This window comes from Roseibium aggregatum IAM 12614, assembly GCF_000168975.1.
Classification (GTDB): Bacteria; Pseudomonadota; Alphaproteobacteria; order Rhizobiales; family Stappiaceae; genus Roseibium; species Roseibium aggregatum.
This window is the reverse complement of the sequence record NZ_AAUW01000012.1, coordinates 1-22,454: the sequence shown is the minus strand read 5'-3', so window position 1 is coordinate 22,454 and position 22,454 is coordinate 1. Positions and strand designations below refer to the sequence as shown.

Sequence of the window (22,454 nt, the reverse complement as noted above, 5' to 3'; positions counted from 1 at the left end):
TTCTTCTGATGTCTTGTTGTTGATGCCGAAAAACCTCTTTAGATAAGATAAAGAGGTGTAGTGATCAGTATTCGCCCCGACCCGGCTTGCGCGAGGTCGGGGCGTAATGTCAGGCAGCTTCGCCCAGTTCGGATCCGTCCTTGACCAGTTTCGCAACCGCTGCGAAGTCCAGCTTGCCAGAGCCCAGGACCGGGACCTTGGACACGACACGAACTTCTGCCGGTATCATCAGGTCCTGCGCGCCGCGGGCTTTTGCGCCTTCAATGAAGGCGGCACGATCCGCGTTCGGATTTTCCGTCACAAGCACCAGCTTCTCGCCCTTGCGCGCATCCTTGACGGCAGCGACAGCTGACAGGTGCTGCGGCCAGATCTGGCCTGCCAAGGCTTCCACGGCGGAGAGCGACACCATCTCACCGGCAATCTTGGCAAAGCGCTTGGCGCGGCCCTTGATGATGATGTAGCCGTCGGCGTCGATCTCGACGATGTCGCCGGTATCGTGCCAGCCATCGACCAGCGGCTCGACGACGCCCGGATTGTCTGCCTTCAGATAGCCGACCATGACGTTCGGCCCCGAAACATGCAGTCTGCCGCCTTCTTCCACACCAGGCACAGGTTCAAGGCGGGCCTTCATTCCCGGCATCAGTTTGCCGACCGTGCCCGGGCGGTTGTACATCGGCGTGTTGAGCGCGATGACCGGCGCGGTTTCGGTCACGCCATAACCTTCCAGAACCCGCAGGCCGAAGCGTTCCTGATAGATCTGACGCGTTGACGGTTTGACGGGCTCCGCACCGGCAAAACAGTAGCGCAGGGAGCGGAAGTCATAGGCATGGGCGACACGGGCATAGCCGTTCAGGAAGGTGTCGGTGCCGAACAGGATCGTTGCGTTGGAGGTGTAGATCAGCTCCGGAACGATCCGGTAGTGCAGGGGCGAGGGATAGAGATAGACCGGCACGCCGGAAATCAGCGGCAGGATGGTGCCTGCCGTCAGGCCGAAGGAGTGGAACATCGGCAGGACGTTGAACACCTTGTCGTTCGGCGTGAAATCGACCCGTGCTGCTGCCTGTGTGGCATTCGACAGAATATTCCTGTGTGTCAGAACAACGCCCTTGGGTGTTCCCTCCGATCCCGAGGTGAAAAGGATCACTGCCGTATCGTCGGCGTGCCGTTGCACCAGAGGACGGCTTTTGGTCAGGAGGCCGCGGATCTTGTCAGCAAATCCGATTTCAGCGCGCAGGTCCTCCATCCAGATGATGCGAACGTGGTCCTCAAGGTTTGAGGCCAGTTGCTCCAGGCGCGCCTGCTTGACGAAGGCACGGGACGACAACAGCGTGCGAACCTCGGCCGCACGGCATGCGGCGAGAATGTTTTCCTGTCCGGCCGTGAAATTGATCATGGCAGGCACCTTGCCGGCGGACATGGTCGCCAGAACGGTCACGGCAGCGCCATTGGCATTGGGCAGCATGATCCCGAGGGTTTCTTCGCCGCTGGTATGTTGCATCAGCTTGCGGCCAAGCACGGAAACGCCTGTCAGCAGTTTGCCTGCACTCAGCTTGCCGGATACCGGATCTTCCAGCGCCAGTTTGCCGTGGCCGTGTTCTGCCGCTGTGGCGATTACCTTTTCCAGAATGGTGACGTCTTCCGTCAGGCTGGTTTCAAACATCAGTTCCGACATGACGCCATAGAGCTTGGCACCGGCTGCCGCGCGGCGTTGACGGCCCCTCAGGTCGTCATTGAGGTCCAGGCGGGTCGGTTCCATGATCGTTACCTTCACTTTGGGGAACAGACGTTTGCGGATCTGGCTGGGGTTCAGATAGGAGAACGGCGTTTTCTCAAGGCCGTCGATACGGATCGGGACGATCATGGCACCGGTCTTGTCGGCCACCATGGCCGCGCCGTCGTAGACTTTCATCAAGCTGCCGGTCACCGTCAGCCGGCCTTCCGGGAAGATCACCATCGGTTCGCCGGAGTTCACGACCTTGATCAGTGCGCGTGTGGCCATGGGTTTTGTCGGGTTGATCGGCAAAGCGTTTGCCAGGTGCAGGAAGGGTTTAACCCACCAGCGCTGCGCGATGTCATAATCGATGGCAAAAGACGGCTTCTTGTCTGTCAGGGTCAGGGCCAGGCCTGCGTCCAGCAAGCTGACATGGTTCAAGGCCAGGATCGGTGCTTCGCCGGCTTTTTCCAGATTCTCCATTCCCTTGACTTCCATCCGGAAGATGGCGCGATAGAGGATCGAAATCGCATCGCGCAGCGGATTGGTCGGCAGGACCTTCAACATGACCAGTGCTGTGACGAGGTTCAGTCCGGCCAGCGCCAGAAAAATCGCGGGAACGGAAAATCCGAGTTTCTGAGCCCCTGCCAGCAGAATTCCGCCAACCGTCATCAGGGCTGCGCCAAGAGCGTTGGAGGCTGCAATCCGGCGGGCCCGCACCTCTGGTTTTGCCCAGGTCTGGAGCGCGGTGAAGGTGGGGACAACCAGCAGGGCACCGGAAATGGCAAGTCCTGCCATATCGATGCTGAGACGTATCACACCCTCATGTGTGAGGAATACCCGCAGGCTTGACGCGGTTGTTGTGACCGGCAGGCCGGCCAGGGTCAGCGAGGCGTCGAGGCAGAAGAGCGCCAGCAGGAACGTTCCGACCGGGGCCGGCAGAAGAACAACACGGCCAGCCAGAAGCCAGGCGGCAATCGCCGACCCGATGCCGATCGATACGGCGAAGACCGTCAGGAAATAGGTGACGGCGATTTCCTCACCGCCCAGGAACGTTTTGACCATCAACGGCAGAAGTGCGAGCACCATGGCGCCGATGAGCCAGAACCAGGCATTCATCAAGGCAGCCAGAAAGAGGCGGCGGTCGGACGCCAGATCCCGCACCACGCGCCATGTGGAGGTGGCAAGGTTCCAGTCAACCGTCAGATCGGGAGCTGCGGCCGGTGCGGAGGGGATCTGACGGCTCAGCCCGTAACAGCCAAGCGCCAGCACTATCATCACCGGAGCGAAGATCAGGGTAGGAGCGCCGGTGCTGAACAAAAGCCCGGCGGAAATCGTGCCGCCCAGGATCGCCAGGAACGTGCCGGCCTCGATCCAGGCATTGGCGCGCGGCAGGCTGGCGGCCGGCAGATGATCCGGCAGCAGCCCGTATTTGACCGGGCTGAACAGGGCTGACATGGCGCCGAATACGAACAATGCGGCAAAGAGGACGGGCAGGGAGGAGAGGGCCATGCCGGCAACCGCCAGGCCGGCTCCGGCAACTTCGGCCAGTTTGGTCGCCCGCGCGATCCGTCTCTTGTCGAACTTGTCGGCAAGCTCGCCCCCAAGCGCGGACAGAAACAGGAAGGGAGCGATGAAAACTGCTCCGGCCAGTGAGATCAGAACGCCGGTGTTACCACCGTCCGCAGCCTGTCCCCCGACCTGGAACAAAATCAGGAACACCAGGGCGTTTTTCAGGAAATTGTCGTTGAACGCGGAGAAGAACTGCGTCCAGAAGAGCGGAGCGAAACGCCGGGATGTCATCAGTGGAGCGCTCATAAGGTCCTCCTTCGTAGCTGCCGATGTTTCGGCGGCTTTATAACCTTCGGTATAAAAACCCGGACGGAGCTAAAAGGTCTCCGTCCGGTTTGAAATTGGGATCAGGCGTGTTCCGGTTTGCTGATGTCCATCAGCAGTTTTTCTGTTTTTGCGTCTTCCAGACGGTTGTAAAACTTGCTGGCTTCCTCGCGGTCACGCAGCGTCTTGGTCAATGTTACCGCAGTATGGACAAGCATGATCGCGGCCATGGTGTAGAAACCCTTGGCGGAGAAACTCGCCTCAAGGTTCCAGATACCGAGGGCCATCATGATAGCGGCAATGGCAAAGCTGCCAGCGGTAAAAATGGTCCAGTTGTTGGAATGTTTGATTGTTGCTTCCTGCATGGTCTTGTCCTCGTGTTAGCTGCTTTTTTCCAGAAGAAGGGGTAGGTCGGATCTCAGGCGGGCGAGCACGTCGTCCGCTCTGGTTTTCACAGGCGCGCCGCATCCGGCGTCGCCCAGCTTTTCGATAACCGCGCTCGGATTATCTGCTGCCGACAGGGCCTTGAATTCCCGATCGGCTATGTGATCGCGCTCCTGACGCCGGCGGATCTCCTCCAGCTTTTCTTCGGCAACTGCGAGGGCCGACTGGCCGGTCGTTGTGCCGAAAGACTGTGCTTTCTGGATCTGGTCTCGAACTTCCACCGTGCGTTCGCCGCGCTTCAGGGCGCGCAGACGGCTCTGGGCGCGGTGCAGGGTTTCGGTGAGACTTGAAAGCTCGCCGTCGAAGGAGTGGATTGCTTCTTCGAGAGCCGTCTTTTCGTCTTCCAGCAGCGCAATGGCTTCCGCTGCTTCTCGAGCAAGGGGCTCAAGACCTTTAAGCAGGGCGTTGCGAGCCCGGTTTTCAAGATCTTCAAGGGATGCATTGATTTGCCACAGCCGCTTGCGGTCCTGCTGCTGTTCTGCCTTTGCGCGGGCAAGAGCAACCTGGGCAGTGCGGACGGATGCCGCGGCTGTGCGGGTGTTGATCGACAGGAGAGCAAGGGACTGGCTGTCCCGGCTTTCCTCTGCGCTGGCTAGAAACAGCGCCTTCAGTTGGTTCATGAATGGCTCAAACATCGTGCCTCTCTCAAAAGGTGAACGTTGTTCACTATTTGACAAAGCCACATCATTTTGATTAGGTCAAGAAGAAAAATGAACAATGTTCACTTTTGAGGTGCGATACGGTTAATGGCCGGAGTTCAAAAAGCTAAAAGCGAAGAAACCCATCGGCGCGTTCTGGAAGCGGCGATCGCCGCCGTGGAAGCGGGGGGCATGGAAGCGGTCAACATCAGAAAAATCGCAGCCGATGCCGGCTATTCCGTCGGGTCGGTCTACAAGCATTTCGAGGATCAGGATGCGTTGCTGCTTGCGGTCAACTCGGTGACCCTCGGGCGCATCAAGGAGCTGATGGCATCGAAAGTCGAAACCGTGGACGAGCCATTGGCGCGCCTGAAAGTGCTGGCTCTGGCCTATCTGGGGTTTGCGCGTGACAACCGTAATCTCTGGATGACCCTGTTCAGCCACCAATTGCCTGAAGGCAAGGCGGTGCCTGAGTGGCATATACAGGAAAACATCGCGCTCCTCGGCTTTATTGCAGCGCCCCTGCGCGAGCTCGATCCCACTATGCAGGATGAAGACCTAGCCGCGCGCACACGCACTGCCTTCGCCGCCGTGCATGGTCTCGTCACGATCAGCCTGGAAGCGCGCTTCGTTGGCCTGTCTGGCGAAAAGCTGGAAGAGGAAATGAACTTTCTGGTCGAGCGCCTGGCCGGCTAGAAAGACATTGCCAGCTTATCGCGCCAAACGTCGCCTGAGCTTCAAGCCCCGGAAAACGTCCGTTAGCGGAAAATCTCTGGTCACGTGCCGCAAAAAGTCTGGTAGGGGCCAAATGCAGCAGGTGCGGGGAGTGCGTAGGCCTCAAAGCCGGATTTTTCTTCGTATGGAGATTGAAGAACATCCAGTAACTTATTGACCAAATGATACTCTCCGACCTCTGCGCTTTGGAGGGCCTCTTCCACGAGATGGTTTCTTGGAATGTAGACGGGATTGACGCTGTCCATTCCTGCCTTGATCTCAGCCACGGCTTTGCCTTCCCTTTCAAGGCGTTGCCTCCAGCGCTCCAGCCAGCCATCAATCTGTACCGGGCTCATGAAAAGATCACGCAGCTTTTGTGGGGTGCCGACAGCAGCGTCTGCGAGATGCCGGAAGAACAGCGTGTAATCGACCGATTGCTCCTGCAGCGCTGAAAGCATGGCCTCGAAGAGATCCTGATCGTCTTCCGCTTCGCTCTGCAAGCCGGTTTTCGAGCGCATGCCGCTTAGCCACGCAGAGCGGTAGAGGTTAGGGAAGCGGGCGAGTTCGGTGCTTGCCAGATCGACTGCCTTGTCCTGATCGTCGGGCTGGATCAGAGGCAACAGCGTTTCGGCAAGGCGGGCAAGGTTCCATTGCATGATGACGGGCTGCCGACCGAACGCATAGCGCCCACCATGGTCGATGGAACTGAACACGGCGGCCGGGTCGTATGCGTCTATGAAGGCGCAGGGTCCGTAGTCGATTGTCTCGCCGGAGATCGTGGTGTTGTCGGTGTTCATCACACCGTGAACGAAGCCAACCAGGACCCATTTGGCCATGAGTGCAGCCTGTCGCTCGACAACACCCCGGAACAGTCGGAGGTAGTTGTCTGATTGTCCGGCGAGATTCGGGGCATGGCGGGCTATGGCATAATCTGCAAGCTGGCGCAGTTTGTCCGTTTCACCACGCGCCGCGAAATACTGGAATGTTCCGACGCGCAAATGGCTTGCCGCCACGCGCGTCAGCACAGCGCCGGGTTTCGGACCGTCCCGGTAGATGGTTTCTCCCGTTGTGACCGCTGCCAGCGCCCGCGTTGTAGGGATGCCCAACGCATGCATGGCCTCGCCGAGGATGTATTCGCGCAGAACAGGTCCTACGACCGCCTTGCCATCGCCACCGCGGGAGAAAGGGGTCGGGCCCGACCCTTTCAACTGAATGTCCTTGCGATTGCCGGCGCTATCGATGATCTCGCCGAGAAGAAGCGCGCGACCGTCCCCGAGTTGCGGCGAGAAGCCGCCGAACTGGTGGCCGGCATAGACCTGAGCGAGAGGTGAGGCACCGTCAGGCTGTCTGACACCGGCAAAGATCTCGGCGCCTTCCGGCGTTTCCAGAAGGTCAGCATCCAGGTTGAGTTCCGTCGCGAGATCCCGGTTGAACAGCACGAGTTCGGGAGCAGGCACTTTAGCACCTTCCCAGGCCACGTAAAAACCGGGCAGATCCCGGGCATAGGAATTGTCGAACTGGAAAATGGGCGGTCGGGCAGTCATGGAACCTGCTGTGATCTATGGGATTGGTTTCTACCGCCTAATATAGGAGCTGCAGACAGTCTGTCCGCCCCGCCGGACTGGATTTTTGATCGAAGGGGCAGCAACGACGGCCAAAGCGTCGCCTGTTACACTGCGTAGGCTGCCATGAACACCTTCACCGCAGCATCGATGTTGTTCTCGATTTCCTCCTGGCTCGGCTTGGGACTGGCGTTTAGAAGCATGCGTCTCAGCACGCCCGCCACGCACAGGTCAAAAAACTGGCCGGCCGCCAGTTCAGCGTCGCAAGCCTTCAACTCACCGCGATTGATCCGTTCCTGGATGAAAGCGCCGAGGTCTCGCCGGCCCTGGCAGGGCCCGGCTTCATATAGAAGCATGCCGAATTGCGGGAACTTTTCGGCGGCACCGATCACCATGCGAAGGGTCGACAATTTGTCCGGCTTGGACATTTTCTGCAGGTAGCTGCGGCCGATCCGGCGCAGATCGGTTTCGACATCCGCCTTGCTCACAAGAGCTTCTCGCAGGATTTCCGCCTGGCTGTAGCGGTCTTGCAGGATCAGAGCTTCAAACAGCGCTTCCTTGCTGTTGAAGTAGACGTAGAGCGTGCCTTTCGAGACGCCAGCTTCCTTGGCGATCACCTCCATACTGGCACCGTCGAAGCCCTTCGCCCGAAAGACTTTTCGCGCCCCGGCTAGAATCTGCTGGTATTTGGCGTTGTCAGTTTTCTGGGCCGGATCTTCGGAAAGCGCCGGTAGTTCCTGTGTGTCGGTGGTCATCGCAATCTCGAATTTCTGCCGTTTTTCAGTCAGTTATAACAAGTTATTTCGTCAAATATATGCAGTGTTGCAGAATTTGTCTTATCGGTTCTGAAGTCAACTGTCCGCCAGGTGATTCATCATTCTCATTACTATCGGCCATTAGTCCGAACCGTTCAATCTTTCCTGCTCGAACCTGCAACAGCAAGCTGGTTGTAAAGCCACGAGGGACCGGCCAGCATAATCCATTCTCCCGGGTGGCGATCATGAAAGGCCACTGCCGTTTATTCCTTTCTCCTTGTCAGTCTATCGCGGTTGCTCAATGGGTTTGAGCTTGTGTGCGCCGCAAAAAATTTGCCGCAACCCTTGCACTGACTGGGATATTGAACATATAAATGCCATTGACCGAACCGTTCAGTCAATGATTGAGCGGTCAAGAATTTGGGCAAAGGATACCATCGTGGCACTCAGAGAAGGCCGCAACGAGAGCGGTGCGATCGGTGGCGGGCCGCAGACCGCGAGCCCCCAGAAGGATGACGGAAAGACTGCCGACAGCGCAGAAAGCAAGCAGGCAACACCGTCCGATACCAAAGACGCGAGCGAGGCCAAGGGCGGGCAGGTGGCTGTGCCGTCGAAGGCCCAGGTGTCGATTTCAACAGCGTCTGAGCAAACACCTCCGCCCAAAAAGAAGGGCAAGGCCAAGCGGGTCTTTACGCTGATCCTGCTCGCGGGCCTCGGTTTCGGTGGTTATGAAGCCTATCACTGGTGGACCGAAGGCAGATTTATCGCCAGCACGGACGACGCCTATGTGACTGCCGACATAACCGTGATCCTGTCCAAGGTTTCCGGTTATGTTGCATCGGTTGCCGTTGGCGACAACCAGCGTGTGAAGGCTGGCGACGTCCTTTTGAAGATCGATGACGGGGACTACAAGCTGGCCGTTCAGTCGGCCAAGGACTCCATCGACAGCGCCCGGGCGACGGTCAATCGCATCGCAACCCAGATCACGGCTGCCAAGGCCTCCGTTCAACAGGCTGAAGCGTCTGTTGCGGCAGCCACGGCAAAAAAAGACGAAGCTTCCGCCAATTTTGACCGCCAGAAGAAGCTGGCGGACAACAAGTTTGCCAGCCAGGCAACACTCGATACCGCAGACGCTGCGCTGAAAGGGGCTCAGGCGGATCTTGAAAATGCCCAGGCAGCGGTAACGCTTGCCAAAGCCAACATCGATGTGCTGAACGGGCAACAGAAGGAAGCCGAGCAGGCGGTGGTTGCTGCCAAAACCGCGCTTGAAAAGGCCGAACGCGATCTTGCCTTCACGGTCATTCGGGCACCTGTCGACGGGATTGTCGGCAACAGGGCCGCCCAGGTGGGTTCCCTGCTGCAGCCGGGCAGCCGGATTGCGGCAATCGTGCCGCTGGCCGACACGCATATCGACGCGAATTTCAAGGAAACCCAGCTTGAGGGCATTCAGCCCGGGGCAGAGGTAGAAATTTCCGTCGACGCCTATCCGGACCAGCCGATCCGCGGAACTGTCGAAAGCATTGCCCCTGCCACCGGTTCGGTGTTTAGCCTGCTGCCGGCGGAAAATGCGACCGGCAACTTCACCAAGGTGGTTCAGCGCGTCCCGGTGAAGATCAAGGTTCCGGAAGAGGAAATCACGAGCGGCCATCTGCGGGCGGGCATGTCGGTGGTGGTCGCGGTCGACACCAGGACAGGCGGCCAAAAGGCCGATGTCACCGTTTCAGCGCTTCACTAGGTTTGCGGTGCAGGACAAGGATCCGCACCAGATCAAGTCTTCCCCGCGGCCTCCAACCGCACACGCCCGGTATCCGCCACTGGCGGATACCGCCCCTTTGAAGAGTAACCTTGGTCGGCAGCATGCCGTAGGGGGCTCCAACTTTTTCGACTGACCGGCCAAGAGTTTTTTCTGCCGCTTTCGACAGAATGCCAGCCGGTCCAAGGCTACGTCACATGAGCGAGACGGCACAAAGCGAATCCATCGACGGACGCAAGCTGTTCACCTTTCTTTGCATGGTGTTTGGCATGTTCATGGCGATCCTGGATATCCAGATCGTGTCCGCATCCCTGTCTGAAATTCAGGCAGGCCTAGGCGCTTCCCAGGACGATATTCCCTGGGTGCAGACAAGTTACCTGATCGCGGAGGTCATCATGATCCCGCTGTCCGGATATCTCTCGCGCATGTTGTCCACCCGCTGGATGTTCGCTTTGTCGGCTGCCGGGTTCACCATAATGAGCCTGATGTGCGCCACGGCCTCCACCATCGAGGAGATGATCATCTACCGCGCCTTGCAGGGATTTCTCGGCGGCGGCATGATCCCGACGGTTTTTGCGACCGCCTATCTGATTTTTCCGCGCGAGAAATTCAACGTCATCTCTCCGGTCATCGGTCTGGTGGCCACGCTTGCGCCGACCATCGGCCCGACCCTTGGTGGCTATCTCACCGAATTCGGGTCCTGGCACTGGCTGTTTCTTATCAACGTGGTGCCGGGCATCTTCGTAACGCTTGCCGCGGTCACCCTGATCGATTTCGACGAGCCGGATCTGTCGCTGCTCGACCATTTCGACTGGTACGGCTTCGCGGCCATGGCGATTTTTCTCGGGTCGCTGGAGTTCGTTCTGGAAGAAGGCTCAGGTGAAGACTGGTTCCAGAGTGGCGAGATCGTCCTGTTTTCCGCGGTGACCGCTCTGGGGGCCGCCATCTTCTTCTGGCGGGCGTTTACCGCACGCGAACCCATCGTCGATCTCAGGGCGTTCACCGACAAGAACTTCGCGATGGGCAGTCTGTTCAGCTTTGTCATGGGCGTTGGTCTTTACGGCCTGACGTATCTTTATCCGGTCTATCTCAGCGGCGTCCGCGACTATACGTCGTTGCAGATCGGCGAAACCATGTTCGTAAGCGGTCTTGCCATGTTTCTGACGGCGCCGATTGCGGGCCGACTGATGTCCTTGCTCGATCCGCGTGTGATGATGGCAATCGGGTTTTCCGGCTTCGCCATTGGCACTTACATGGTAACAGGTATCACCCATGACTGGGATTTCTGGGAACTGTTGGTGCCGCAGATCCTGCGCGGCTGCTCGCTCATGCTGTGCATGGTGCCGATCAACAACATCGCACTTGGAATGCTGCCGCCGCAAATGATCAAGAACGCTTCGGGCTTGTTCAACCTGACGCGGAACCTGGGCGGAGCAGTAGGCCTTGCGGTGATCAACACGCTGCTGACCAATCGACAGGATTTCCATTACGAGCGAATTTCCGAAACGGTCAACTGGTCACGTCCCGTCGTCAACGAGACCTTGACCAACATGACACATGCCTTTTCGGAGCTTGGTCAGAGCGCGGAAACCGCCGCCTTGAAAACCCTGTCGGGCATCGTCAGCCGGGAAGCGTTTCTGCTGTCTTTCTCGGATGTTTTCCTGATCCTGACAGGCATGTTCGTCGCCCTTGTCGCCGCGCTTTATTTCGTGGAACGGCCGAAACCGGTACCTGCCGGCGGTGGTGGTGGGCACTAAAAAGGTCCGATTGGAAACGTAGCCGGACATGGTTTGGTTGGTGGATGACGTTGTTTTGTGATCAAAGTACGGCTTTTAACGCCTGCACCACACCCTGATGCGGCAGATAACCGATGATGCCATGGGCATTATCGGTGAAGTTGTCGACCGTGCCATCGTCCTCGATGCCTGTTGCAAATTCCTTATGTAAAGCTTTGCCGAGTGAGACGAAGTCCGACGGATCGTAGAAATTCATCCATCTTTTTACGGACTGCGGCTTCAACCGGGGCGGACCGAGTTTCTTCTTGAATGCCTCCAAGCCTAGCGGTGATCCCATTGTTATCAGGAGCGGGATCTCGATGTCCGTGCCACTCTTTTGTATTTCTCGCAACAGTTTGAACGCGACCACCGTTCCCAGCGAATGTGTGATGACAACTTGCGGGCTTTCTTTCAGGTAAGGCCTGACAAGATTGTCGACCGCCGTGCCGGCTCCAGGCGAGGACAGGTAGGTGTGTCCCTGTTTTACGACGCGGAGCAACAAGGAGCCCTTCAGCGGAGAAATCTTTTCCAGTGCGCGCACAAGGCCGACAAGAAACCGGCCCGTCATGCTGTCCATTGCAACGGCCTCAGCAGCGTCTTGTTCCGCCGAGGCAATGTCTGCATCCGTCAGATTTTGAACTTCTGCCGCTTCTCGAAGTGCGGATGTAAGAAAGGCAACCTCGTCTGCGTCGCCGATGTTCACATCGGTTGCACCTGTCCCCATTCCCACGGCCGTATCACCATTGGCCCAGTTCGCCAGTGTCGTGCCGTAGTAGGCCATCCGTGTTTCTGCATTCGCAAGAAGCCCGGGCGAAACCTTGTGAAGGCTCTCAGTCCACTTTTCGAGAAGCTCTTTTTGGGTTGAACTTTCCTGCCCAATGCCGTGTATCATCAAGACCTTCATCAGTTTCCCTCCATATGAAACTTTCGGATCAAAATTTCCGCGCCATCTCGGCTAAAGGACGTGAACTGGGATGGGAGCAGATAAGGAATGGCGTCTCGAATGTGTTCCGCAGGAATAGCTTCCTCATTTTCCGGCTCTTCGACAAACTCCCAGCCCTGGCGCAGCCAAGGCCAAAGGCCTGCAACGAAACCGGAAATCGGGTCGGTGCGTCTCGTGACCCATTCAGGCAATCTATCGTTTTCCGGAGTGGCGTTACGCGCGGCTATTGGAGGGACATCGGTCGCGTAGACTGGTGCGTTCCTGTGGAAGGGCAACAGTCCCATATAGGCAATATCGAAAGGGATGCCCTGACCGTAGAGGCAATAGAAGTAAGCCATCCGACGAATGCTGTCGATGTCGCCGCTATAGTCGTAAAGATAGCTCGATATCGCCCCTAACGTTGGGTTTACGTGCTTCATCTCTCTAAGTTGGGCGGCGATGTTATCGACCTGGTCGGCGGAAAGGCTTCCCGCCTGAAGGTTGGAAATGGCGTCAATTGAGGAGTTGATCTGGGGCTGCGCCTCGGTCCAACGACTGGCGCAAGCCCAACCGATCACCCCATGTTCATCACGGCTCAGGACGGTGAGAAGCTGATCGTAGACAACAGCCGATGCAAAGATACCGTCGTTGAACTCGACCAGGATCTGGGTCGTGCTTTGAGGTGAAACTTCAACCTTATACTCGCTTGAGCGTACCTTATTTCCGGTGTCGGCTGCGTGTTCTGTTGTCCAGATTCTTGTCGGCGTCGGCCCAAGGATGACGAGATTAACATCGTCATTTGTATATTCTCTTCCAAGACGGAAGCTCTGTCGGATGTCTTGAGGCTGCCTCTCGTTGGGTGGAGCCGGCGCTAATTCAAAGAGCGCTTCATCTTTCAGAGGCGGCGCATGCTTCAAGATTTCGGCCCCGGCACTTGGTGCCGATGGCGTTTCCGGCGGTGCGGGCCACCGCAATGTCGCGGCATCGCCGTTTCCGGGATTGTCGCGGCGGAAATAGATGAAATGATCCCTTGGGGTGCCGACTGTATTTTCGGGAGCGCACTTGAGACGATAAAGTTCGCTAATCTCTTTCATTCTCGTTTTGCTGAAAAGATCCAGTGACTCGGAGGTAACGCAGTCACTGACGTATTTGTCGAACGCTTCATCGTGATGGCCAGAGAGGCCTTCGAGCAAAACGGAAGAAAAGATACACCGGGCAGGGGCGTTTTCATCGCCCGGCAACATATACGCCTCTCTACCGTCCGTGACGGCGTTGAAGCGGTCGATGATCGGAAAACTAGGGTCGTATGGCCCCCGTGGCAGAACCGAATCCTGACTGAGATCAGCGATATCCACGCTGGATGGAAGCGAACGGCAAGCGTCACTCAATATGGTCAGGTTCTCGATGCCATGGCCATAGAGGCGCTTTTTCAAACCTTCTACCGATATTGCACGTAATTCGGTGTTCCAGTCGCTTGGGAGCCACATGTTCTGTTCTGCTCCGGCGCGGTAGCCATGGCCGGCAAAATGCAAAACGAACGCATTCACGATGTCGTTTTCCGGAAGGAGCTCCAGAAGCGCGGTGCGAATGCGGGAGACTGTAACGGATACTTTCCCGTCATCCGTGAGGATCGTCGTCCTATAACCCGACCGCTCAGCCCATTCCTTCATTTCCTTCGCTGCTGTAATAGCGCCAGGCAAATAGGAGAGCGGTGGGGCTCTGGACACACCGATGGTCAAGCAAAGTTTCACCAACTGGGGCCTCCTCCTCCAGTTTTGATTGGGCATTGTTCATCCTGCATTCATTGGTTGCAAGCTCAATTTCAAGACGCCTGACAAGGAGTCGGATGACAATCGGCCGATTCGAGGAGATGGGAACGAGGTGATGGCGTTGACTGGCGGGCAACCCGACACGCTATTGAGAGAAAAAAGTTTTGCTGACCGAACGCAGGAACTTGTCTTTTTGGGGTTGCCGGAACCGATGGTTCCAGATCCGACGGCCCGGAAGATCATAACTGGGACTTTAGGAATAACCGGTTGTGGACGGCTGAGTTTATTGAGGCGGCGAAGCGGCACTCATGATCCGGGTCGACATATCGTCATCCGAAGCGGAGAAACTTGCGGTACGGGGCGGATGTTCTTCGAAGGAGGCAACGAACTTGCTCACCAGGCGAAGAGCCGGGCCGATTGCCCAGGACCTGTTTTCCGGCCATTCGTCAAACCCTCGGGAGCGGGCTACAATTTCCAGCTCGGGCAGAGGCCTGTCTCGACACGCGTCAAGGTTTGCCGCGAATTTGCTGCCGAAAACCATCTGGAGGGGACGTCGGCCTATATGACCCAGACGATCCCGCTGGGCGTGAAACAATTGAACGGGCAGTGCCCGTTCAATTGGTGGTCAATGCGAAGTGGCAGCTTGGAAGAAGTCTTGCCACTTGTAAGGAAGACTCGCTGAACAACAAAACCCGCCCGATCGTTTCCGACGGGCGGGTTTTTTCGTCTGGGCGCCGGGAGCCGCGCTGTGGCTGGTGGACACCGGCCTGGGCGAACTCCCGGCTAAGCTTTGAAAGCAATCAAATCCAAACCTCCGGCCGGTGCTGGCCGTGTACGTGAATGCATAGTATGGCTCATGGAGAAAATAAGTCATTGAAATTAAACAGCTTTATTTTCAATTTTGGCTCAGTCATTCCCGGGTTTCGGCCAAAGTCGTACTCAAATACATGAATAATCTGGCTCAATAGAAGCCTAAGTCCTTGAAATCTGGACGGCAGGCACAAAAAAAGCCTCCCGGAGTGGGAGGCGTCATCGACGGTCGCGAGGCTGCCGGTTCAGGGCGCCGGAATGAGATCCGGATCGGCTAACCGGACCTGGTCCAACGCATAGAAGGTTGCCGGGATCTGGTCCTTGGGAAAGGCGGGGCCGACGCCCAAACCATCAAGGCGTTTCATCATGGTCTGGAGATGAGACCCCGATCTGCGGGCAAGGGAACTGGCGGTCTCGAACTTGTCCATAAAGGCGGTCAGGACGTCTCGCTTCACGATGGTCTGCGGGCAGCGGTTGATCGGGTTGACCGCGATTTCAGCCTCAAGGTGATTTTGCTCGATGAGCGCCTTGATCACCCATGTCGTGGTCTTCAGCTTCTGCTCGACTTCGCGAAGCGAATATCCGCCGTGGTCCTCCCGACGGACAAGTGACTTCACTTCCTCCGGATCGACGAGTACGGCAAGAAAGCCAGTCAGGTCCGGATCCGTTCGGATCGTGCCCAGGCGATTGTCCAGGATCAGTTGCACGACTTCCAGTGTGGAGCAGTTCGCCATCTTCGCTGCACGCAGGATTGGCTCCAAGGACTTTTCTTCATCCGTTACTGGCGCTGTTCCAGCAGCCAACGCTGACAGGAATTCGTCGAGATCGCGTTTTGCGAAGGCATGGTTCTTGAAGACATCTGTTCCGCCTTGGAGCCAGGGCTTCAGAATACCTGCCTCGAACAGTCGCCGGTCAACGGGACGAGGCGCGTTGATGTAGGCCCGGGCCTGCTTGAGGGACATGCTCTCTTCGATCCGGTCCAGATAGAACTTGGCGTCGTCGGCACGGAACAGGGTTCGTTCGTTTGACAGGGCAATCTGTTCATCAGCAATCAAACCGACCGCATGGAGAACCTTTCGAAGCCGCTTTGGATGGGCGCCGGTTTCAAGGTGGGCGGAGTGGATGGAGTGAATGATCCGTTTGACCGGTCGTTTGCCGAAGATTTCGTCGTCAGGTCCCATGGGCAGCGTGTTGAAAGCATGCTCGGTGATGATCTCGCGGAGAGCGTCGTAAGCGGTGTCGCCGGTTTCATGCGCCAACCATTCATAGAGACGTCCATAGATCTGCTTGGGGCCCCACGCGTGTCGCGTCTGCATGAATGCCCGCTGCATGTCGTTGAGGTGCACCCGGATGCTCTCGGGGCCATGTGCGGCAATCTCAAAGCCGGCCTGGCCGGCGTCGTACCATTGGTCCTCCGACAGGCTCTCCGCCATCACCTGGGCGCCATGGATCTTGGTGGCTCCGATGATTTCGCAGAACCGGGCGGCGGCGTAGGCGGGGAGGGACGAGAGCCAGAACTTGGACGGTTGGCCTTTGATGCGGCTTTGGACATAGGTCTCGAAGTCCGACGGCATCCGGTCACGTGCCTCGGCAACATGCCGGTCGATCTCCTCCGCAAAGGGTTGAAGATGCTGCGAGAAGTCGTGCAGCATCTGAGGGTTATCGTCGTTCGCGGCCACGATCAGAGGCGTATTGTGTTTCGAGCAGGTCCGGACGGATGCAATCATCCAGGACCAGCGGCCATATGGCCGAACCCTCTCATGGTCAGCGCTGCACTCCAGATCTGCCTTGATGCAGTGAGGACAGACGCGAACCGTCGAGCGGCGAAGCGACGCCCTGGGAAGGGGTTCGGCGTTCATCTTGAAAGAACGGTCGCCGGTGCGCTCAAGAATGGCGCCCGGGAAACTTCCGTTATCGAAGCCGGCAAGCTCGGCGAAGGCGCCAACCGCGTTCTGGTCGCCATCGCACAGGGACTGGAAGTTCAGGCCCATGTCGAGGCAGAAGTCGCGGGCACTGCGAGATGCCATGGCGGCGACGCGCGACACGAAGCTCGTGAGGGTTTCTTCCGGGTGACAGGTGGGGACGTAGAAGGGATCGAGTTTCATGCTCATGCGCCTCGCACGGCGTTACGACGTCGATTGCCGGGGTTCGGTTTTTCCTCGATGTCCTGGTCGGGAAAGAGCGTGTTGCGGACGTCAACGTTCTGCCACTCGACGCCGTCGGCGAAGACGTTGTGCTCCGGGCGGCAACCGGTCTTGGCCTCATAGGCTCGCTCGAAATCACCCATGAGGGGGGTCTTCCGCCCCTCTTGCAGCGTCAGGGAAAAAGCTTCCTGGACGACCTCAATGAGATATCCCAGGCGACCCTCAGTGCCATGGAGCAGACGGCTGGCGAGTTCCTGAATTGGAAGGTCGTCGAGGGTCAATTCCGCTTTTTGACCAATATTGCCGAGAACGTTTCGGATTTCCTTCAGGTCTTCCTTGCAGGTGGTTAGCTGGTCAAGGCGAACAAAGGTGCTGCGGCGGCGCAGCTGGAAGTCACTCTCGATGATGTGCGCGAGTTTGGGCATGCCGGACAGGATCAGCCACATCGGCCAATCCGAATTCTGCATCAGGCCCTTGAGGGTATCGCACACCTTGAGGGCTTCGGCCGGGTTGTTCAGCTGTGTCAGATGCTGCAATTCATCAATGTGCAGGAAGCTGATCTTACGCATGGCAAGCTGTTCCCGGACCAGGCGCCAAACGACGTTTTCCCGAAGGTCACGTTCAACCGGATAGCGCAGGCCATCCAGGATCTCGATGCCAAGCTGCTTGAGGTTGCACGGAGAGGGAGCCCGGACGGAGACGACAAAGGTCTTGTCCGATCGGTCGGTCATCCCGAGTTTGGCAAAGGCGCGCTCCAGAGAGCGGGACTTGCCGGCACCGGATTCGCCAACGACGACGACGGCCCGGCCTTCGTTCAGCCGACCAACGCGGCTGAGACCCGCCTGGTCGGCAATTTCATCAAAATCCTCGAAATCGTCCAAGAGCTTGTTGAGCTGGTCGAGAAGCGCACGGTCACGGGCGTGCGGGTAGTACGTGTGCTTCAGCTGCGCCTGAAGGACCGCGACTTCCGAATTGCGCTTTCGTCGATGGTGGGTTCCTTCATTTTGTGCCGGCGCTTCAGCCGCGGCAGTTTCATCGTGGGTCATTTCAGTCTGCATCTCAGTCCTCCAGAACATATTCGAAGTCATCGTCATCATCGTCGTCGCCCAGGAACGGCATGGAGTCCCTGACCAGTGACGCGGTGGTCTCACCGGCAGCTCCCGGATCACCTGCCACTCCGGCGTCATCGGGTTCATCGAGCCCCAGGATGTCGCCGTCGAACGCCTCATCGACCCGCACACGGTCGTCAGAGAAATGGGCTTCGAGATGGGCGAGGTTGGTGGCGGTGAAGACCGGCGATGCGATGCCGCGGCGGGCGCGGGATTCATCTGCAAGACGACGAAGGTCGGCGAGGGCCTTTTTGACAATCGGGGCAGAGCGGGCGGCTTCTTCACCGTATCTTGCCAGCATGCGCTGCCGGTTTTCGACATGCGCTTCCAGCGGAATTCCATGCATCTCCGGCGTGGTGCACGGGACCTTGAGCCAGCCCTTGGGCGTTTCGACGGAGATGTGTCCGATATCGTCCGGATCGAAGCGAACCCTCAACTTCTTCCGGAGACGAAACTCCCGACGAATGCGTTGAAGCTCCGTGGACTGGTACTTGTTGCAGTAAAGCTGGATACCTTCACTGCGGAGATCGCGCTCAACGGTGATCCCGAAGCAGGCACGCATTTCGTCCTCCCGGGGCGACAGAGGGACACCGACCTTGTTTTTGAGTTCAAGCCAGACCTCCCTTGGCGAGCGGCCGCCCAGGCCGCCATGGGGAGTATTGTGGTAGACATCGACGACCCACCGCACGAGCGCCTCACTGAGCTTATCAATCGTGAGAGTCGCTCGAGCCTCTGCCTGGTACTCTCCCCTGTCCACGACATTGGTGAAGGTGCGTCCTTCAAAGAGCGAAATGACACCGGTGTGGAAGCTGCTGAACACACGCTCGATTGAGCCGCGTAGATGGGGCGCGCCGGCAACGGCGTAGTCGACGGCAATCCCGGCATTGATCGCTGAGGTGCTGAATGCATCGGCAAGATAAGCCGAACCGTTGTCCACGCGGACCATTTGGATGCGACCGGCCATATCCCAGGGGGTGTCGCAACCTGAGGCCATAGCGATATCGCCTTTGTCGGTCATTGCCATTTTCAAAGTGGCGATGGCGAGATCAGCAGTCGCCGTACGAGCCAGCTGCATCGCCAGGATGCACTTGGTTCGAACATCGATGGCCGCTGAGAGCTGCATGCGCCCGACTTCTTCGTCCAATTCCTTCTTTGCAGTGATGCCCAACCCTTCCCAAACGGGATCGCCCTGGAGCAGCGCTTGAAGCGAGACCTGCCACTCGTCCATCTCGACGAGCTGCAAGGGCCATTCCGGGTCATGCTTGCCCTGAATGTAGGCGTATTTCTTCTTCGCAAACGGGACGCCATGCCGACCGGCATCGACGTGATAGGGCGCCAGCTTGCGAATTTCCGCACGCATTGCCGCCTTGCTCGGCAGCGGCAGGGCCGGCAGCCCTTTTTCGGCGCGGGCTTCATTCAGCCCGTCGAAATGTTCGACAAATTTGTCATAGACCTTCTCCATGGTCGGCTTCAGGAGGCTGGCATATTCCAAAGCGCCATTGCGCAGAAGCGCCCGGACGTCCGGATGAAGGCGATCCGACCGGTTGCCGCACTTGTGCTTCATGGGACATAGCGCCATCACATTGAAGTTTGCCGCTTCGTACTTCTGAAGCCACCGGCGGACGGTGCTGGGTCTCGGAATCCCGAAAGATCCCTTCGTCTGCTGGCTGCTGAACCGGGTCCCAGGAGCACGCTGCGCAAGCAGAGTGCTCCACTTGCCATGGAGGATCGCGATCGCCAGCTCCAGCGCTGCGTCACTGCGCGACGCCTCACTGGCCGCTTCCATCTTGAGAAATTCATCGCAGATGAACTGGCGGAAATGAACGAGTTCCGCGACTTCCGGCTTCAGGTCGGAAAGCCTGACGTTGGGACCGATCTTGAGAGCCTGCTTGGAGAGGTCAAATGCGCCTCGTTCCTCAGTAAGGAGTCCCTGCGCGACAAGGTCGTTCAGCTCAACGTAAGTGAACTTCTTGTGGACGTCCGGGTTGTCGACGCGCCGCAGAACGCAGAACTCTTTATCAGAGAGAACTTCGGTATACGAAACTCCCTTGATGATGACTTCGGAATGGGGAGCGAAGCGGATCCGCGAGGCGGACGTGGAGGCGACGATCTGGTTCGTGTTGAGTTCAAGCATGTTCAAATTCCTTTCCTGTTGGGATGCATTCCGGATATCGGGGAGAGTTCGTGAGGGGCGGCGCGTCACCGGCTCCAGATGATGCGCTTGTGTTGCTGCGGGCAGAGCGCCATGGGCTCAAAGTCACTGGCTTCGAATTTCCGAAGCCAATCCCGGACGGTTCTAGGTTTCGGACATTTGTTGGTGGGGAGACGCCGGCAGGAACCTTCCCACTTTGAAATCCGGCGCATCCAGCGTTCGTAGATTTGGCTGATCGCGACTTCCATGGAGGCATCGCCTCGCGGGAGCTTCCCCTTCCGGTCCAGTTCAAGAAGCCCAAAGCAGAAGTACATCCGGAAAATCACGCTATCGGCAACATCCGGGTCCAGGTGCCAGAACGTAACTTCCGGATTGTACCGGAGGCTACGCTCGAACGGGGAAAGCGCTCCGTAGTCCTGGATCAAGCGACCTCGGGCAATCAGCTTCCTGAGGTCGGCGTCGGTGAAACGCGCGAAGACGCGAGGGAGGTCCACACGCCGCAGCACGTTGGTCGTTTCATCCAACGTCACCACGACGTACGGGCGTCCATTGATCCAGATCCTTGCTTCGGGATCGAGCCGGATCCGAGTATCGGATCCGGAGGCCACATCTGCGATCTGGTTGTTGCCGGTGAGTTCAGTCATGTTCCAATTCCTTTCCTGTTAAGCGGCCTTGCAGATCTCAAGCTCGGTGTTGTCGTTGATCCGACCGCGGGTCACCGGCTTCAGCTCCTGGGCGTCGATGAGGTTGAGGACGGCGTTGAAACCGGCGGCTTCGCTGTCGAAGAGGGCGACGAGAGAAGCCAACCGGAAAACCCCGTGCATCGAGGCGAGGTGCCGGCGCAGCTCTTCGATGGCTTCCTCATCCCAGAGGGTGCGTGCCCGCAGGATCAGCTCTGCGTTCCGGACACCGTCGCGAGAGATCTCGCGATCGGTGCGGACAATGAACTTGTCCGCATAGCCGGGGTGCTGCTCCTGGATGAGCCGGTGAACCTCATCGATCCCGCTCTTCAAGCGCCGGCTGTCAGCCTTGACGTCGACAACGATCGTCCGGCCGTCGCAGAGACGGATCCGAAAGTCGAACGTATGCGTCCGCTCCTTGCCGTCGTCGTCGATGTAGGTGACAGCCTCAGGCTGTTCCTGAACCCCGACGACGCTGGGGTGCACAAGCACGATGGTCAGGAGTTCTCGCTCCAAGGTGCTTTCGCAGAAGGCCCAGCTGTCCAGGGTGTCGTTCGGGTAAAAGCTCCGGGACGAGGCAGAGGACTTCAGGGTTCCCCTGCGAGAACGCTTGGACGGCTTGCGAGACTTGAAGAAATTAAAGTTGTCGTTGGACATGGTGGTTTCCTTTCCTACTTGGTCCTGACGTGACTGTTCACGGCAGCAATTCAGCAGGCGGAACCACCGGCATCGGCAGAGCCCGGACTGGGCAAGCGAGCAGATACGGTTCAATGCATTCCACATGGCACAATTCTCCTGTTCCCGCGCAGTGGCGGGTTCGAAACTCGAACACTTGAGGGGAGAGTTGCTGTGCCGGTTAAAACGACAATCAGTGGGTATCGTTTCCCGACATCAGCAACAGAAACTGCGCGCCATGACCGGTGAGGTCACGACGAGACAGCAGAAGGGAACCAACTCCGGCGGATGTCGAATGTCAGACATCACGCAGGCGGTCGGTTACCCAACTCAAGCGTTGTGTATCGGGAGATCTTGTGCGGCTTCGCGGAGAGCCGAATTGTTGTGCATGAAAGTCATGGTCGGCTACCTCCTATTTCCTGCCAGACTGAGCTGGTGGGTGAAGCCGAAGTCGAAACACGCATCGCAACCCATTTGCGACCGGCGTTTCGGGGAGAGAGCTACTACCAGGTTTTTTCGAACTAGGGGAGCCCTGGGGAAGAGTGAACCGAGATTAACGATAAGAAGCAGCATTTAGGTTCTCGCCAATTTTATGATTGTTGAATCTACGGATGGCGAAATCTCTGTATTTTTACCCAAATGCTCTGAAAGCTGATGCCGTTCGAGCTTCGCTGATTTTTTCAGATCCACTGCAATTGATTGAATAGTCGGCTTGTTCGCTTCCAGGATTTCTCGTACCCGCTGCATCTGTGTTTTCAAGATCAGATCGCACTCTCTGGAAAACCTGTCATTGTCCCGAACCATTCTCTTGAGCTCTGCTCCTGTCAAATTGGCCTTGAAAACCAGATTGCTCGACAGGCCTGAGCAGGCCACCAGCTGGGCAGCAACCATCGTTGCCTGCTCCAGATCTGAGCCTGCAACCAAACCGGCTCCGTCTGACGCCTCATCGAAAAAAGTTCTTCTGCCGCGTGTCCGGCCAGAAGGACAGCGATCTTGTCGAGGTAG

Annotated in this window: 17 protein-coding genes; 4 read left to right on the top strand and 13 right to left on the bottom strand. The window is 57.8% G+C overall.

Annotated elements, in window-relative coordinates:
• Positions 1 to 109 precede the first annotated feature (109 nt).
• The 3 genes from SIAM614_RS16665 to SIAM614_RS16655 all read right to left on the bottom strand — a co-directional run bounded on the left by SIAM614_RS16665 (position 110) and on the right by SIAM614_RS16655 (position 4,611).
• Positions 110 to 3,529 carry an acyl-[ACP]--phospholipid O-acyltransferase gene (locus SIAM614_RS16665; protein WP_040440480.1) on the bottom strand — a complete coding sequence of 1,140 codons (3,420 nt, stop codon included), beginning with the start codon at positions 3,527 to 3,529 and terminating at the stop codon, positions 110 to 112.
• 101 nt (positions 3,530 to 3,630) lie between these two features.
• Complete coding sequence (locus SIAM614_RS16660) at positions 3,631 to 3,912, bottom strand: YiaA/YiaB family inner membrane protein (protein WP_006936250.1); 282 nt, start codon at positions 3,910 to 3,912, stop codon at positions 3,631 to 3,633.
• A gap of 15 nt (positions 3,913 to 3,927) precedes the next feature.
• Positions 3,928 to 4,611: a PspA/IM30 family protein gene (locus SIAM614_RS16655; protein ID WP_157139918.1), complete on the bottom strand. Its 684-nt coding sequence runs from the start codon at positions 4,609 to 4,611 to the stop codon at positions 3,928 to 3,930.
• 126 nt (positions 4,612 to 4,737) lie between these two features.
• Between SIAM614_RS16655 and SIAM614_RS16650 the strand changes: the two genes are divergently transcribed.
• Complete coding sequence (locus tag SIAM614_RS16650) at positions 4,738 to 5,325, top strand: TetR/AcrR family transcriptional regulator (protein ID WP_006936247.1); 588 nt, start codon at positions 4,738 to 4,740, stop codon at positions 5,323 to 5,325.
• An 80-nt stretch (positions 5,326 to 5,405) separates the two neighbouring features.
• Here SIAM614_RS16650 and SIAM614_RS16645 read toward each other — a convergent pair whose 3' ends face one another.
• Both SIAM614_RS16645 and SIAM614_RS16640 read right to left on the bottom strand, forming a co-directional pair.
• Positions 5,406 to 6,887 carry a protein adenylyltransferase SelO gene (locus SIAM614_RS16645; RefSeq protein WP_006936245.1) on the bottom strand — a complete coding sequence of 494 codons (1,482 nt, stop codon included), beginning with the start codon at positions 6,885 to 6,887 and terminating at the stop codon, positions 5,406 to 5,408.
• A 125-nt stretch (positions 6,888 to 7,012) separates the two neighbouring features.
• Complete coding sequence (locus tag SIAM614_RS16640; RefSeq protein ID WP_006936243.1) at positions 7,013 to 7,660, bottom strand: TetR/AcrR family transcriptional regulator; 648 nt, start codon at positions 7,658 to 7,660, stop codon at positions 7,013 to 7,015.
• A 439-nt stretch (positions 7,661 to 8,099) separates the two neighbouring features.
• Here SIAM614_RS16640 and SIAM614_RS16635 point away from each other — a divergent pair, with 439 nt between their 5' ends.
• Together SIAM614_RS16635 and SIAM614_RS16630 are read left to right on the top strand one after the other, a co-directional pair.
• Complete coding sequence (locus tag SIAM614_RS16635; protein WP_208984017.1) at positions 8,100 to 9,395, top strand: HlyD family secretion protein; 1,296 nt, start codon at positions 8,100 to 8,102, stop codon at positions 9,393 to 9,395.
• Between the two features lie 215 nt (positions 9,396 to 9,610).
• Positions 9,611 to 11,170 carry a DHA2 family efflux MFS transporter permease subunit gene (locus SIAM614_RS16630; protein WP_006936240.1) on the top strand — a complete coding sequence of 520 codons (1,560 nt, stop codon included), beginning with the start codon at positions 9,611 to 9,613 and terminating at the stop codon, positions 11,168 to 11,170.
• 61 nt (positions 11,171 to 11,231) lie between these two features.
• On the opposite strand, the gene SIAM614_RS16625 is transcribed toward SIAM614_RS16630, so the two are convergent.
• Both SIAM614_RS16625 and SIAM614_RS16620 read right to left on the bottom strand, forming a co-directional pair.
• Positions 11,232 to 12,092 carry a hypothetical protein gene (locus tag SIAM614_RS16625; protein ID WP_006936238.1) on the bottom strand — a complete coding sequence of 287 codons (861 nt, stop codon included), beginning with the start codon at positions 12,090 to 12,092 and terminating at the stop codon, positions 11,232 to 11,234.
• On the bottom strand, positions 12,092 to 13,849 hold the full coding sequence (locus SIAM614_RS16620) for a caspase family protein (protein ID WP_198137341.1): 1,758 nt from the start codon (positions 13,847 to 13,849) through the stop codon (positions 12,092 to 12,094). Before SIAM614_RS16620 ends, SIAM614_RS16625 begins: the two co-directional genes overlap by 1 nt.
• 40 nt (positions 13,850 to 13,889) lie before the next feature.
• Between SIAM614_RS16620 and SIAM614_RS32050 the strand changes: the two genes are divergently transcribed.
• A complete protein-coding gene (locus tag SIAM614_RS32050; RefSeq protein ID WP_157139916.1) occupies positions 13,890 to 14,561 on the top strand; it encodes a hypothetical protein in 672 nt (223 codons plus the stop codon).
• 373 nt (positions 14,562 to 14,934) lie between these two features.
• On the opposite strand, the gene SIAM614_RS16610 is transcribed toward SIAM614_RS32050, so the two are convergent.
• From SIAM614_RS16610 to SIAM614_RS16585, 6 genes are all read right to left on the bottom strand, one after another.
• Complete coding sequence (locus SIAM614_RS16610) at positions 14,935 to 16,794, bottom strand: TniQ family protein (RefSeq protein WP_157139915.1); 1,860 nt, start codon at positions 16,792 to 16,794, stop codon at positions 14,935 to 14,937.
• A gap of 2 nt (positions 16,795 to 16,796) precedes the next feature.
• Positions 16,797 to 17,891 carry an ATP-binding protein gene (locus tag SIAM614_RS16605; protein ID WP_006936228.1) on the bottom strand — a complete coding sequence of 365 codons (1,095 nt, stop codon included), beginning with the start codon at positions 17,889 to 17,891 and terminating at the stop codon, positions 16,797 to 16,799.
• 1 nt (position 17,892) lies between these two features.
• A complete protein-coding gene (locus tag SIAM614_RS16600; protein WP_006936227.1) occupies positions 17,893 to 20,076 on the bottom strand; it encodes a Mu transposase C-terminal domain-containing protein in 2,184 nt (727 codons plus the stop codon).
• A gap of 65 nt (positions 20,077 to 20,141) precedes the next feature.
• Positions 20,142 to 20,738, bottom strand: coding sequence for a hypothetical protein (locus tag SIAM614_RS16595; RefSeq protein ID WP_006936226.1), 597 nt, complete (start codon positions 20,736 to 20,738; stop codon positions 20,142 to 20,144).
• 18 nt (positions 20,739 to 20,756) lie between these two features.
• On the bottom strand, positions 20,757 to 21,431 hold the full coding sequence (locus SIAM614_RS30650; protein ID WP_157139914.1) for a hypothetical protein: 675 nt from the start codon (positions 21,429 to 21,431) through the stop codon (positions 20,757 to 20,759).
• A 591-nt stretch (positions 21,432 to 22,022) separates the two neighbouring features.
• On the bottom strand, positions 22,023 to 22,454 hold a 432-nt coding region (locus tag SIAM614_RS16585; protein ID WP_208984016.1), incomplete at its 5' end, for a M41 family metallopeptidase.

Bases quoted from the DNA above. Each gene is read 5' to 3' on its own strand.
- SIAM614_RS16665 (WP_040440480.1), bottom strand. From the start codon at position 3,529: ATGAGCGCTCCACTGATGACATCCCGGCGTTTCGCTCCGCTCTTCTGG.
- SIAM614_RS16660 (WP_006936250.1), bottom strand. From the start codon at position 3,912: ATGCAGGAAGCAACAATCAAACATTCCAACAACTGGACCATTTTTACC.
- SIAM614_RS16655 (WP_157139918.1), bottom strand. From the start codon at position 4,611: ATGAACCAACTGAAGGCGCTGTTTCTAGCCAGCGCAGAGGAAAGCCGG.
- SIAM614_RS16650 (WP_006936247.1), top strand. From the start codon at position 4,738: ATGGCCGGAGTTCAAAAAGCTAAAAGCGAAGAAACCCATCGGCGCGTT.
- SIAM614_RS16645 (WP_006936245.1), bottom strand. From the start codon at position 6,887: ATGACTGCCCGACCGCCCATTTTCCAGTTCGACAATTCCTATGCCCGG.
- SIAM614_RS16640 (WP_006936243.1), bottom strand. From the start codon at position 7,660: ATGACCACCGACACACAGGAACTACCGGCGCTTTCCGAAGATCCGGCC.
- SIAM614_RS16630 (WP_006936240.1), top strand. From the start codon at position 9,611: ATGAGCGAGACGGCACAAAGCGAATCCATCGACGGACGCAAGCTGTTC.
- SIAM614_RS16625 (WP_006936238.1), bottom strand. From the start codon at position 12,092: ATGAAGGTCTTGATGATACACGGCATTGGGCAGGAAAGTTCAACCCAA.
- SIAM614_RS16610 (WP_157139915.1), bottom strand. From the start codon at position 16,794: ATGAAACTCGATCCCTTCTACGTCCCCACCTGTCACCCGGAAGAAACC.
- SIAM614_RS16605 (WP_006936228.1), bottom strand. From the start codon at position 17,891: ATGCAGACTGAAATGACCCACGATGAAACTGCCGCGGCTGAAGCGCCG.
- SIAM614_RS16600 (WP_006936227.1), bottom strand. From the start codon at position 20,076: ATGCTTGAACTCAACACGAACCAGATCGTCGCCTCCACGTCCGCCTCG.
- SIAM614_RS16595 (WP_006936226.1), bottom strand. From the start codon at position 20,738: ATGACTGAACTCACCGGCAACAACCAGATCGCAGATGTGGCCTCCGGA.
- SIAM614_RS30650 (WP_157139914.1), bottom strand. From the start codon at position 21,431: ATGTCCAACGACAACTTTAATTTCTTCAAGTCTCGCAAGCCGTCCAAG.